12 protein-coding genes are annotated in these 12,637 nt (G+C 68.8%); 7 read left to right on the forward strand and 5 right to left on the reverse strand.

Features of this window, described 5'->3' with window-relative positions:
• Nucleotides 1–19 precede the first annotated feature (19 nt).
• On the forward strand, nt 20–259 hold the full coding sequence (locus tag KUTG_RS04180) for a hypothetical protein (RefSeq protein WP_157494321.1): 240 nt from the start codon (nt 20–22) through the stop codon (nt 257–259).
• The gene (locus KUTG_RS04185; protein WP_084578882.1) at nt 229–1,176 is read left to right on the forward strand and encodes an HNH endonuclease signature motif containing protein; all 948 of its coding nucleotides are present in this window, start codon (nt 229–231) and stop codon (nt 1,174–1,176) included. The genes KUTG_RS04180 and KUTG_RS04185 overlap by 31 nt, the downstream gene beginning before the upstream one ends.
• An 8-nt stretch (nt 1,177–1,184) precedes the next feature.
• On the opposite strand, the gene KUTG_RS04190 is transcribed toward KUTG_RS04185, so the two are convergent.
• Genes KUTG_RS04190 through KUTG_RS04200 form a run of 3 tightly spaced genes read right to left on the reverse strand, consistent with a single transcriptional unit; the run spans nt 1,185 to nt 6,380 of the window.
• Nucleotides 1,185–4,283 carry an alpha-mannosidase gene (locus KUTG_RS04190; RefSeq protein ID WP_043715024.1) on the reverse strand — a complete coding sequence of 1,033 codons (3,099 nt, stop codon included), beginning with the start codon at nt 4,281–4,283 and terminating at the stop codon, nt 1,185–1,187.
• Complete coding sequence (locus KUTG_RS04195) at nt 4,276–5,631, reverse strand: 6-phospho-beta-glucosidase (protein ID WP_043715026.1); 1,356 nt, start codon at nt 5,629–5,631, stop codon at nt 4,276–4,278. Before KUTG_RS04195 ends, KUTG_RS04190 begins: the two co-directional genes overlap by 8 nt.
• Complete coding sequence (locus KUTG_RS04200) at nt 5,628–6,380, reverse strand: DeoR/GlpR family DNA-binding transcription regulator (RefSeq protein WP_043715028.1); 753 nt, start codon at nt 6,378–6,380, stop codon at nt 5,628–5,630. The genes KUTG_RS04195 and KUTG_RS04200 overlap by 4 nt, the downstream gene beginning before the upstream one ends.
• Nucleotides 6,381–6,487: 107 nt before the next feature.
• Here KUTG_RS04200 and KUTG_RS04205 point away from each other — a divergent pair, with 107 nt between their 5' ends.
• From KUTG_RS04205 to KUTG_RS04225, 5 genes are read left to right on the forward strand one after another with little or no spacing between them, the layout of a single operon-like run.
• Complete coding sequence (locus KUTG_RS04205; RefSeq protein ID WP_043715029.1) at nt 6,488–7,450, forward strand: PfkB family carbohydrate kinase; 963 nt, start codon at nt 6,488–6,490, stop codon at nt 7,448–7,450.
• Between the two features lie 10 nt (nt 7,451–7,460).
• Nucleotides 7,461–8,738 (forward strand): ABC transporter substrate-binding protein, encoded by a 1,278-nt coding sequence (locus KUTG_RS04210; protein ID WP_043715031.1) that lies wholly within the window; start codon nt 7,461–7,463, stop codon nt 8,736–8,738.
• A 2-nt stretch (nt 8,739–8,740) separates the two neighbouring features.
• Nucleotides 8,741–9,703: a carbohydrate ABC transporter permease gene (locus tag KUTG_RS04215; RefSeq protein WP_198047001.1), complete on the forward strand. Its 963-nt coding sequence runs from the start codon at nt 8,741–8,743 to the stop codon at nt 9,701–9,703.
• Nucleotides 9,700–10,515 (forward strand): carbohydrate ABC transporter permease, encoded by an 816-nt coding sequence (locus KUTG_RS04220; RefSeq protein ID WP_043715034.1) that lies wholly within the window; start codon nt 9,700–9,702, stop codon nt 10,513–10,515. Before KUTG_RS04215 ends, KUTG_RS04220 begins: the two co-directional genes overlap by 4 nt.
• Nucleotides 10,512–11,780: an alpha-L-fucosidase gene (locus KUTG_RS04225; RefSeq protein ID WP_052393912.1), complete on the forward strand. Its 1,269-nt coding sequence runs from the start codon at nt 10,512–10,514 to the stop codon at nt 11,778–11,780. The genes KUTG_RS04220 and KUTG_RS04225 overlap by 4 nt, the downstream gene beginning before the upstream one ends.
• Here KUTG_RS04225 and KUTG_RS04230 read toward each other — a convergent pair.
• The gene (locus KUTG_RS04230) at nt 11,777–12,178 is read right to left on the reverse strand and encodes an Imm7 family immunity protein (protein ID WP_043715036.1); all 402 of its coding nucleotides are present in this window, start codon (nt 12,176–12,178) and stop codon (nt 11,777–11,779) included. The genes KUTG_RS04225 and KUTG_RS04230 overlap by 4 nt on opposite strands.
• A 5-nt stretch (nt 12,179–12,183) precedes the next feature.
• On the reverse strand, nt 12,184–12,637 hold a 454-nt coding region (locus KUTG_RS04235; protein ID WP_043715039.1), incomplete at its 5' end, for a restriction endonuclease fold toxin.

The raw sequence follows: 12,637 nt of genomic DNA on the forward strand, positions 1-12,637 counted from the left end.
GCGAGAGTATTCTGGAGACATGGGAGAACTCACTCCGGAAATAGAGAACGGTCGGCCCGATGGGGCGATGTATGACCTGATCATGAGTGTCGATCCGGCGGGGCTCACGCAGGAAGAATTACTGACGTTTGCCATTGTGGCGCGGAGACTGAGAGCCTGCTGCGAATACGCCGAGCTGGCGGCGCTGGCGCAGGTGCGGGACACCACCGAGCTGGCCATGGCGCGGCCATGGCGATCAAGGTGGCGGAGCCGGCGCTGACGAAGGCGCGAGAGGTGGCGGCGGCGCTGGGCGGTCATCCGGCGCTGGCGGAGCGGTTTCGGGGTGGGGATGTTGATCTGGCGCGGTTCGTGGCGGTGCATGAGCGGACCCGGCATCTCGAAGACCCGGCGCAGGTGAGTCAAGTGGATCGCGCTCTCGCTGAGGTCGCTGGCGGGCTTACCCGGTCACAGCTGTGTCGAAAGACAACGGCGCTGGTGGCCAAAGCGGATCCGGAAGGATACGAGAGGCGGTGCAAGAAAGCCCGGGAAGAGCGGCGGGTGGAGTTCTCGCCGCTGCCGGACGGGATGGCGAAGCTGATGTGGATCCTGCCGGCGGCGGAGGCCAGGGAGCTGTTTCAGCAGGTGTGTGCGGATGCCAAAGGACTGCCGGCCGATGGGCGCACTACGGACCAGAAGCGGTGTGATGTGCTGAGGGAGAGGATGCTGGGCCAGCGGAAAGAATGGAACGTCAGGACGTTCGTCACGGTGGGGATGAAGACGCTGATGGGGCTCGATAACGAGCCGGGTCAGCTGGCCGGGTATGGGCCGATCGCGGCGGACGCGGCGCGGGAGCTGGCGATGCGAGGGCGCTGGCGGGGGATTGCGCTGGACGAGTATCGGCGGGCGGCGGCGATCAGCAAGAACACGTATCGGCCGTCGAACCTGATGAAAGAGTTCGATCACGTGCGGAGCGGGGGAACGTGCACGGCGCCGGGGTGTTCGAGGCCGATCGAGGAGCATGACCACATCACGCCGTGGCCGGCCGGCGGCACGGAGCCTGCGAATCTGCAAGGCCTGTGCCGCCGGCACCGTCACGTCAAGCACGACAACTACAGCGTGACGAGGGATGCGGACGGGACGACGCACTGGACTACGCCACTGGGGCGGGAGTACAGCACACAAGCCCACCAATACTGACCGGCGAACTATGGCGACGGGGTCAAGCGGAGGGTCTGGACCTGGAAGGGGCGGAAGCGGAGGTGCACGGAGCCGTCAGGCGCGACAGGGAGGTCCTGGCCGAGGGGGCGCTCCAAGAGGTCCACGACCTGGACGCGGGAAACGGGGAAGCCGGGGCGAAGCACGGTCCGGGCGCGGCCGCCGAGGGACTCGTAGAGGCGGACCACGACGTCGCCGGAGCGGTCATCGGCCAGCTTGACGGACTCGACGGCCGCCCGGCGGCCGTCCAGGGCGACCAACGGGGACGTCGAAGCGCGGGAAGAACCGGGGACGACCCGCAAAGGCAGGTTGAGGGCGTAGCCGCCCTCGACGGCGTCGGCCACGGAGGCGCCGGGCAGCAGCGAGTAGGTCATCCGGTGCAAGCCCTGGTCGGCGTGCGGATCGGGCACGCGCGGGGCGCGGACGAGGCTCAGCCGCAAGGTGGTCGTGGTGCCGCCGTCGGGCCGGGCGGCGCGGCCGACGTCATGGCCGTAGGTGGAGTCGTTGAGGACGGCGACGCCGTAGTCGGGCTCGGCGACGTGGACCCAGCGGTGGCAGAAGACCTCGAACCGGGCGGCCTCCCAGCTGGTGTTGGTGTGCGTGGGCCGGAAGACGTGCCCGAACTGGATCTCGGCGGCCGAGCGGTCGGCGTGCACGTCCAACGGGAACACGGCCTTGATGATCTTCTCCTGCTCGTGCCAGTCGATCTCCGTCTCGATGTCGACACGAGGCGAACCGGCACACAGACGAATGGTCTGAACGAGGGTGGACGAACCGAAACGGCGCTCGACGCGAAGAGCACCGACCAGCGGACCGTGCTCGACGACGGTGATCGACGAAGCGTCGGTGAGATCGGTGTACTGGTGGCGGTAGTGCTGGTCGATGTCCCAAGCGTCCCACTGGTTGGGGAAATCGGTGTGCAGGCGCAGAAGGTTGCCGCGCTCCCCCGGCGCCAACACCTCACGGTCCTCGACGAGGTCGTAGACGGACGTGAAAAGGCCGTCGTCGTCGAACGAGACCCGGACGAAGCCGTTCTCCAGCAGGCGATCGCCGACGACAACGGGGTGTGCAGCAGAGACAGTAACCAACGGCCCGGCGGTGGAGCCTTCGACAGCGGTCAGCACGGCGACGGAGCCGTCGGAGAGAGACTGACCGTCGACGGCCAATTTCCTAGGCACGGCAACGACTTCGGTTCGAGCGCGAGGACCGGCGTTGAGTACCCACGGGACATCGGCCGCAGTGCCGGCCAACGCCGAGGAGGCCCCGTCGATGATGCCACGGAGATCGGCGGCGACGGCGGCGTAGGTGGCCTCGGCCTCGCGATGCACCCAAGCGATGGAACTGCCGGGCAGGATGTCGTGGAACTGGTGCAGCAGCACGGTTTTCCACAACCGGTCCAGCTGCTCGTACGGGTACGAGTACCCAGCCCGCACAGCCGCCGTGGCCGCCCACAACTCGGCCTCGCGCAACAGGTGCTCGCTGCGGCGGTTGCCGGACTTGGTGCGGGCCTGGCTGGTGTACGTGGCCCGGTGCAACTCCAGGTACAACTCCCCCGACCACACGGGGGCGTTGCTGTACTCCGCCTCTGCCTCACGGAAGAACACGTTCGGATCCTGCACGACCACGCGCGGCGAACCCTCCAAAGACGCCAGCCGCCGGGCCTTCTCCATCATCTCGCGGGTGGGGCCGCCACCGCCGTCGCCGTGCCCGAACGGCACCAACGACCTTGTGCCGCCGCCCTTGTCGGCGTAGTTGCGCGCGGCGTGGGCCATCTCCTCGCCGGAGAACACCGCGTTGTAGGTGTCCACGGGCGGGAAGTGGGTGAAGACGCGGCTGCCGTCGATGCCCTCCCACCAGAAGGTGTGGTGCGGCATCTTGTTGGTCTGGTTCCACGAGATCTTCTGGGTCAGGAACCAGTGCATGCCGGCCAACCGCGCCAGCTGCGGATACGCCGCCGTGTAACCGAAGGAGTCCGGCAGCCACACGCCCTCGCACTCGACGCCGAACTCGTCGAGGAAGAAACGCTTGCCGTGCACCAGTTGTCGGGCCAACGCCTCGCCGCCGGGCAGGTTGCCGTCGGCCTCGACCCACATACCCCCGACGGGCACCCAGTTGCCGGCCTTGGCCGCCTCCTGCATGCGTTGGTACACAACGGGATGGTGTTCCTTGGCCCACGCGTACTGCTGGGCCTGCGAACACGCGAAGACGAACTCGGGGTAGTCCTTGGCCAACGCCGTCACGTTGGCGAAGGTCCGCCCGGTCTTGCGGACGGTCTCCCGCAACGGCCACAGCCAGGCGCTGTCGATATGCGCGTGGCCGACCGAGGACAAGGTGTGGGCGCTGGCATGGGCCGGCCGGGACAACACGCCCTCAAGCTGGACACGCGCGGCGGCGGCCGTGCCACCGACGTCGGCGATGTCGACGGCGTCGAGCGTCCGTTCCAACGCGCGCAACAGCTCGTGGCGGCGGGTGTCGTGCTCGCTGAGCTGCTTCATCAGCTCACCGGCGACCTCGATGTCCAGCACGAGATGCCAGACGTCCTCGTTGAGCACGGCGAGGTCGGCGCGGGCGAAGGTGTAGATCGGGTCGGGCGGGGCGGTGAGCTTGTCGCCCATCGGCGTCGGAATGAAGCCGTTGGCCAGGATGTCCGGGTTGGCGGCGGCCTCCAGCAGCAGCTCCACCGGCTCGCCGCCGACGGCCGGGGCGGCCACCGGCACGTACTGGTTGCGCGGCTCGATGCCCTTCACCGGCTGCCCGGACGGGGAGTAGACGAGCGCCTCGGCCTGGCCGCCGGGCCAGTCGCCGACGAAGCCCAGGTCGAAGACGGCCTCCACACGCCGTCCCGCCCACTCCGCCGGCACGGTCCCGACGACACGGAACCAGGTGGTCGACCACGGCCGGCCCCACCGCTCCCCCACCGCGAACGGCGAGTACGGGGCGGCCAAGGCCTCGGACACCGGCACCGGCTCGTCGGGCACGTGCCACGCGGTCAACGTCAACGGAACGACATCCCCATACACAGCAGGACGAATCCGCTGCTCCAGGACTCGGTCGAGACGCGCCTCGACCTGCTTGCGGTCGTCATGCATTGCTGGCCGCCTTGAGGTAGTCGAGGCCGGGGGCGTGAGTCAGATACCCGTCGAGCAGACGCCGCGCCACAGCAACGGAATCCACCAAGGGATGCAACGCGAAGGCCCGCAGAGCAGCGGACCGGTCGCCAGTAGTGGCAGCGGCGATGACGTCCCGCTCCACGGATTTCACGGCAGTCACCAGCCCGACGGAGTGCGGGGCCAGCGGCAGGCCGGTGATGGGACGGGCGCCGTTGGCGTCGACGTGGCAGTTCGTCTCGATCACGGCCTCGTCGTCGAGCGGCTTCAACGCGCCCCGACCACGGACGTTGAGGATCAGCGTGGTGCGCTCGTCCAGGGCGATGGCCCGCATCAGGGCCAGGGCGACCTTCTCGTAGCCGCCGGAGTCCAGGTCGCACGAGTTGCGCTCGCCGGCGTCCACGGCCTCACGGTTCTCGGCCATGTAGGTGACCTCACGCTCCAGGCGCGTGGCGTCCCAGGTGGCGAACGGCGGCGTGCCGGGGACCTGCATCTGCTCGTAGAAACGGGACTGCTGGTCCAGCAGGAACGCCCCGCGGGTCTGCGAAGCCGCCCGCGCGCCGGCCACGGCCTCGCGGTTGAAGTAGTAGTAGTGCAGGTACTCGTTGGGCAGGGAACCCAAGGTGCGCAACCAGTCCGCGCCGAAGAGCTTGCCCTCCTCGAACGACGTGAGGGCGTCCTCGTCGGCCAGCAGCCGGGGCAGCACGTCCACGCCGTCGACGCGGATCGCCCGCAGCCAGCCCAAGTGGTTCAACCCCGCGTAGTCCAGCCAGGCCCGCGACGGGTCGACGCCCAGTGCCTGGGCGGCGCGGCGGCCGAGGCCGACCGGCGAGTCGCAGATCCCGATCACCCGGTCGCCCAGGTGCGCGGCCATGGCCTCGGTGACCATGCCGGCCGGGTTGGTGAAGTTGATGACCCACGCCTCAGGGGCCAGGCGGGCGATGCGGCGGGCGATGTCCACCGCGACCGGAATCGTCCGCAGGCCGTACGCGATGCCGCCGGCCCCGACCGTCTCCTGGCCGAGAACACCCAGCTCCAGGGCCACCTTCTCGTCGGTGGCGCGGCCGGCCAGTCCGCCGACGCGGATGGCCGAGAACACGAAGTCGGCGCCGGTCACCGCCTCGTCCAGGTCGGTCGTCACGCGCACTTCCGGCGCGTCGTCATGATCGGACGCCTGCTCGCGCAGCACCTTGACGATGGCGTCCAGGCGGCGCGGATCCAGGTCGTGCAGGGTCACGTGCGTGACCCGGTCCTTGCCCCGATCGGCCAGCAGCGCCCGGTAGACGAGGGGGACCCGAAAGCCACCCCCGCCCAGGATCGTCAGCCTCATGCCTCCACGACCTCCACCCCAGCTTCGCGCAGTGCGCCGCACGTCGCCGCGTCGGCGGGCGCGTTCGTCACCACGACGTCGAGATCCTCCGGCCCGCACACGCGGGCCATGCCCGTGCCGGGGAACTTCCCGGCGTCGGCGGCTAACACGACCTTCTCCGCGGCGGCGATCATCGCCCGCTTCACCGGCACCTCGACGGCGGTCGTGTCGAGCACGTGGCCGTCGGGCCGGATGCCGCTGGTGCCCAGGAAGAGCACGTCGGCGTGCACCTGGCGCAGGTTGTCCTCGGTCAGGAAGCCCACCAGGGAACGGTAGTCCCGGCGGACCACGCCGCCCAGCAGGATGAGCTGGATCTCCTTGTCCTCCACCAGTTCCTCGAAAACGGCGAGGTTGCTGGTGATCACCGTGAGGGAACGGCCGCGCAGGTGGCGGGCGATGCGGTGCGCGGTGGTGCCGATGTCCAGCAGCACGGTCTGGCCGTCGCGCACCATCGCCGCGCAGCGGGCGGCCACGGCGTCCTTGGCCTCCACGCGCACGTCGGCGACGTCGGCGAACGGGTCGTCATGGCCGTTCACGGGGACCGCTCCGCCGAAGACCCGCCGCAGCAGGCCCTCGTCCTCCAGTTGCAGCAGGTCGCGCCGGATCGTCGCCTGGCTCGCGCCCAGCAGGTCGGCCAGCACGGCCACCGTGCTGGGGCCGTCCGAGCGCAGCGCGCGCAGGATCAGCTCGTGTCGTCGGGCGGGAAGCACAGTCGGACCCTACTCTGCAAACTCGCTCAAAGTCACGCAGCTATTGCCATTCTCGTGCACGCGGTGCAGTCTCTAGCTCAACTTCGGACCGAACAGAAGGTTGCGGCGTGGCAACACCAGCAGCGGTCCCCGACGTGTTCCTGTCGGGCCTGCTCTTCTACGACATCGGCTTCGCCGGCCTGCCCGCCGCGCCGGCGGCCGGCACCGAGGTCTGGGCCGGGTCGCGCGGCACCAGCCCCGGCGGCATCGCCAACTTCGCCGTGGCGCTTAGCCGGCTGGGCCTGCGCACCTCGCTGGCCGCCGCCATCGGTTCGGACGTCATGGGCGACATGTGCCAGCGGGAACTGCTGGCCGAAGGCGTCGATCTGTCGCTGTCCCGGGTGATCCCCGACTGGCTGATGCCGCTGACCGTGGCCATGGCATACGACGGCGACCGCGCGCTGGTCACCCACGGCACCGCCGCGCCCGTCACGGCCGACGACCTGGTCGGCACCCCGCCACCGGCCCGCGCGGCCGTCGCCCATCTCTGCCCCGAGCCACAGACTTGGATCGGCAAGGCCGTCGCCCAGGACACCCTCGTGTTCGCGGACGCCGGGTGGGAGGAGGCCTCACACCACGCCGAGGCGATCCTGGCCCAGCTGCCCGGTTGTCACGCGTTCCTGCCCAACGACCGTGAAGCCATGGCTTACACCGGAACGGATTCCGCCGAGGCCGCGGTGGCCAAGCTCGCCGAACTGGTGCCGCTGGCCGTCGTGACGTGCGGGGCCGACGGGGTCCTGGCCATCGACGGCAGCACGGGCGAGAGCGCCTCGATCCCCGGCGTCGCCGTTGACGCCGTCGACACCACCGGCGCCGGCGATGTGTTCGGCGCCGCGCTGGTTTTCGCCACCCTGGCCGGCCTGGCCCTGGCCGACCGGCTCCGCTTCGCCGCCCTCGTCGCCGCACTGTCGGTGCGGCGGATCGGCGGAGCCGCGTCCGCTCCACTGTGGACGGACCTGGCCCGCTGGCGGGCCACCGATCACCGCCCCGAACACGCCTTCCTCGACCGCCTGCCGGGCATGCACGACTAGGAGCGATCCCATGGAACTCTCCCGCAGACGATTCATCCAGGCCTCGGCGCTGACCGCCATGGCCGCCGGTTTCTCCGCCGCCTGCGGCAGCTCCGGCGCAGGCGGCGCCCAGGGCAAGGACCTGACCCTGTGGTACTGGGGCGGCGGCCTGAGCGACAAGGTCGTCGGCGACGCCAAGACCCAGTTCGCCAAGGACATCACGCTCACCGCCAGCTCCATCGGCGGCGACTTCAAGCAGAAGCTCGTCACCACGCTGGCCGCCGGCGGCTCCTCGGTGCCGGACATCACCGGCATCAAGGGCGAGGACATGGCCTCGTTCCTGCCCAGTGCCAGCAAGTTCCTCGACCTCAACGAGTTGGGGTTCAAGGACGTCTCGTCGCAGTACCTGGCGTGGAAGGTCAAGCGGGCGCAGACCACCGACGGCAAGCAGCTCGGCTTCCCGATCGACATCGGCCCGACCGGCATGTACTACCGGACGGACCTGTTCGAGCAGGCCGGCCTGCCCACCGACCCGAAGCAGGTGGCGGCCCAGGTCAAGACCTGGGACGACTTCTTCGCCATGGGCAAGCAGCTGCACCAGGCCGTGCCCAAGTCCTTCCCCATGCGCAACCTGCCCGAGCTGTTCAGCATCGTGGTCAACCAGGGCACCAAGCGGTTCGTCGACGAGAACAACCACTTCATCGGCGACCAGGAGCACATCCGCACCGCCTGGAACACCGCCGTGAAGGGCGCGACCGCCGGCCTGAACGGCAAGGTGGACGACAACAGCTGGAACGCGGCGATCTCCACCGGCACACTCGGCGTCGAGCTCGGGGCCGCCTGGCACGCCCTGGACATCGAGCAGGCCGCCCCCGACCTCAAGGGCAAGTGGCGGGTGGCCCCGATGCCCGGCGGCCCGGCCAACGACGGCGGCTCCTTCCTGGCGCTGCCCAGGCAGTGCCGCAACCCCGAGCAGGCGTTCAAGGTCATCAGCTGGATCCTGAGCCCGGCCAACGACGCCCGAAGCTTCACCGACGCGGCGATCTTCCCGGCCGCCCCGGCCGCCTACAAGCTGCCGGCGCTGACCGCGGGCGACCCGTACTTCGGCGGCCAGAGCACCATCGACGTGTTCGGGCCGGCCGCCGAGGCCATCCCGATCAGCTACGAGGCCCCGGCCGACGCGGCCGTGATGGCGCCCTACCGCACGGAACTGGGCAACATCGAGGCCAGCGGCAAGTCGCCCGAGGCGGCCTGGAACGACGCGGTGAGCCAGGCCAAGCAGATCGCCCAGCGGCAGGGGGTGAGCTGAGCTTGGCCACTCGGACGGCGCCGCCCCGGTTCCGCCCTCGGCGCACCCCTCCCCTCTCGGCCCAGCCGGCCCGGCGAGGAGTCCTCACCTACTGGCGGCAGTACCTCGCGATCTCGCCGTTCTACCTGATGTTCGCGGTCTTCTCGCTGTTCCCGGTGTTCTTCTCGCTGTTCCTGGCCTTCCAGCACTGGGACGGCCTCAGCGACATGAAGTTCGTGGGGCTGCAGCAGTTCGGGTTCCTGATCAAGGATCCGGTGTTCTGGCTGTCGGTGCGCAACACGCTGGTCATCTGGGTGCTCTCGACCGTGCCGACGCTGTTCGGCGCCCTGGTGCTGGCCGCGCTGGTGCACTCGGTGCGGCGGTTCAAGGGCTTCTACCGGATCGCGCTGTTCCTGCCCAACGTCACCTCCATCGTGGCCGTCGCGATCTTCTTCGCGGCGGTGTTCAGCAACAACTTCGGTCTGGTCAACGCCATTCTGGCCGGGGTGGGCATTCCGCCGGTGGCCTGGCTGAGCAACCCGTGGCTGATCAAGGTGGTCATCGCGCTGCTGATGACGTGGATGTGGACCGGCTACAACATGATCATCTATCTGGCCGGCCTGCAGGCGATCCCGCCGGAGGTGCACGAGGCCGCCCGCATCGACGGCGCCGGGCCGGTGCGCGCGTTCTTCTCCGTGACGCTGCCGATGCTGCGGCCGATCATCCTGTTCACCGTGGTCATCTCCACCATCAACGGGCTGCAGAGCTTCAGCGAGCCGCAGGTGCTGTTCGGCACCAACGCGGCCAACGCCAGCCTCGGCGGGCCCGGTCAGGCCGGCCTGACCACGCTGCTGTACTTCTACCAGGAGGCGTTCACCAACAACGACTACGGCTACGGCGCCGCGATCGTGTGGGCGTTCTTCCTGCTGATCCTCGTGCTGGTCGTGGTCAACTGGTGGCTGGTGCAACGCGGGAGGAAGGAATGACCCGTCGCTGGGGCACCCACGCGATCCTGGTCGTGGCCGTGCTGATCTCCGTGTTCCCGTTCGTGTGGACCATCATCATGGCCACCAACACGACCACGGACATCTACCACAACCCGCCCAAGTTCACACCCGGCTCGCACCTGCTGGACAACATCGGCAACGTGCTGGCCAACGTCGACTTCTTCGGGTCGATGCTCAACACCCTGGTCGTCGCCTCGGTCACGACGTTCCTGGTGGTGTTCATCGACTCGCTGGCCGCCTTCGCCTTCGCCAAGTTCGACTTCCCCGGCCGAAGAGTCCTTTTCGGACTACTGCTGGTTTTCATGATGCTGCCGCTACAGCTGGGCACCCTGCCGCAGTTCATCATCATGTCCCAGATCGGCTGGGTCGGCACGCTGCAGGCCCTGGTGCCGCCCGCGCTGGCCAACGCGTTCGGCATCTTCTGGATGCGCCAGTACATCAGCGGAGGCGTGCCCGACGAGCTGCTCGACGCCGCGCGCATCGACGGCTGCGGCTTCTTCCGCCAGTACTGGAACGTCGCCGTCCCGCTGATGCGGCCGGCCCTGTCGTTCCTGTCGATCTACGCCTTCGTCAACTCGTGGAACGACTACATCTGGCCGCTGATCGTGCTCACCAACCCCGACCGGCTGACGCTCCAGGTCGCGCTGGCGCAGTTGAACGTGGGCCACAGCACCGACTACAGCATGGTCATGGCCGGGGTCCTGATGGCCACCGTGCCCATGGTCGCCGTGTTCGGCCTGTTCGCCCGCGGTTTCATCGCGGGAGCCACCGAGGGGGCGATCCGCGGGTGACCTGGTTCCAGGACGCCAAGTTCGGCATCTTCATGCACTGGGGCGCCTACTCCGTGCCCGCGTGGGCCGAGCCCATCGGCGAGCTGGGCACGTTCGACTCGGAGTTCTGGTTCGCCCACTGCCCCTATGCCGAGTGGTACTGGAACACCAGCCAGATCCCCGGCAGCGCAGCCTTTTCCCACCACCAGTCGGTGCACGGCGGCCGGCCGTACGACTCCTTCTTGGACTTCTGGCGGGCCGAGAACTTCGATCCCGCCGACCTGGCTTCGCTCTTCGCCGGGCGGGGCCCGCTACGTGGTGCCGACACAGCACACGACGCATCACCCTGTGGACGCTCCCGCACGGCACCCGCAACACGTACACCGCGGTCCCCGCCGCGACCTCGTCGCTCCATCGCGGACGCCTCTCGTGCCGCCGGGTTGCGGTTCGGCGTCTACTACTCCGGCGGCATCGACTGGTTCGCCGGCCGCCGGGCCGTCATCCGGCACGAGGACCAGATCGACGACCACGGCCGGGCCAACGAGGCCGCCTACGCCGCGTACGCTCTTCGCCACGTCCAGGACCTCATCACCCGCTACTCCCCCGACATCCTGTGGAACGACATCGGCTGGCCCGACCAGGGCCTGGTCGATCTGCCCGGCCTGTTCGCCTTCTACCGCGCCGACGTTCCCCACGGCATCGTCAACGACCGGTGGGACGGCACCCACTCCCGCCGCCCCGACGTCGCCTACGACTTCCGCACCAGCGAGTACCAGGCCAACCGCTCGGTCGAGGGCTCCGGCCCGTGGGAGAACTGCCGTGGCATCGGCTTCTCCTTCGGCTACAACCAGGCCGAGGACGCTTCCCACTCGTTGCCTGTGGCCGGGGCCGTCCGCCAGCTGGCCGACGTGGTTTCCCGTGGTGGCAACCTGTTGTTGAACGTCGGCCCTCGCGCCGACGGCACGCTCCCACCGACGCAGTGGGCTGTGCTGGAGGGCATGGCCGAGTGGATGGCCGTCAATTCCGTTGCCATCCATGACACCCGGCCGCTGGACGGCGTTTCCCCCAGCGATTCTCCTTGGCTGCGCTGGACTCGCGGTGGCAACCACGCCTATGCCCTGATAGCCGAAACCGGCGAGATGAGACTTCCTCACCTCGCCGGCCTGCTCGATCTTGACACTGCTGTGAGGCTCGACGGCAAGCCCGTGATCTCCGAGGGAACGGCCGTCACGCTGGGCGAGATCGGCGACCTGCCGATCGTCGTCCGCTTCGACCTGGTGTCCTAGTCCTCGATCACCGGGTTGCACGGGGACAGGAAGGGGTCCAGGCGGGTGTGGATCTCGCCCCGAGCCATCACCCGCACCCGGAACGCGTTGACGCCGGGCGTGTCGAAGTCGGCCGGGTCGTCGGAGCGCTCGTACAGCAGGCCGTAACTGCCGGGGAACCGCGTGGCGACATGCTCCAACAGCCTGTCCAGCTCCATCGCCTCGACGCCTCGCCGGTTCGCCACCCCGTTCACCTCCAGGAATTCCCGGGCGTTGTGGACGACCACCCGCACCGTGCCCATCGACCACGCCAACTCGGCGACCCGGGCCCGCAGCTCCGCCAGCCCCTCCGCCAGCGTTCCCTCATCAGCTTCATAGGCCGATTCCGAGATGCCGAACCAGCCGTGGAACTCGTGCATGGCAGTCAGCCTAACGGCTCGAGGTCGATGACCGGCTCGATCGCGTATCGCTCGGCGTACCGCTTGAGCGCTTCGAGAACTCCCGGCCCGGGTGGCCCCTCGAAATGGAAGTACGGCGTTCGGCCCGTCTTGACTGCCATGTCGAACACGGCTTTGGCCTGCCTGCGCCAGTCCTTGTTCAAGGTGAAGTTGGCCGGTTTCGTCTCCGCGACATACCGGTCGGTGATGGTGTCATATTCCTTGCCGGCCGGGTCGTTCTCGAACTTCATCCGGGACTCGCCGCCGATCCGCTCGGCCAGTTTGTCGGCATCGGCGTCCGGCTTGTTCACCTTGACGAGATTGCCCATGCCGTTGTTGACGCATGGTTCCCCGACCTCGCACTCCGGCAGCGAGGATGTCTCCTCGGCTTCCGCCGAGAGCTCCTCCGACTCGGCCTCGGCTTCCGCCTCCAGGGTCTCG

It is taken from the genome of Kutzneria sp. 744 (assembly GCF_000568255.1).
GTDB lineage: Bacteria > Actinomycetota > Actinomycetes > Mycobacteriales > Pseudonocardiaceae > Kutzneria.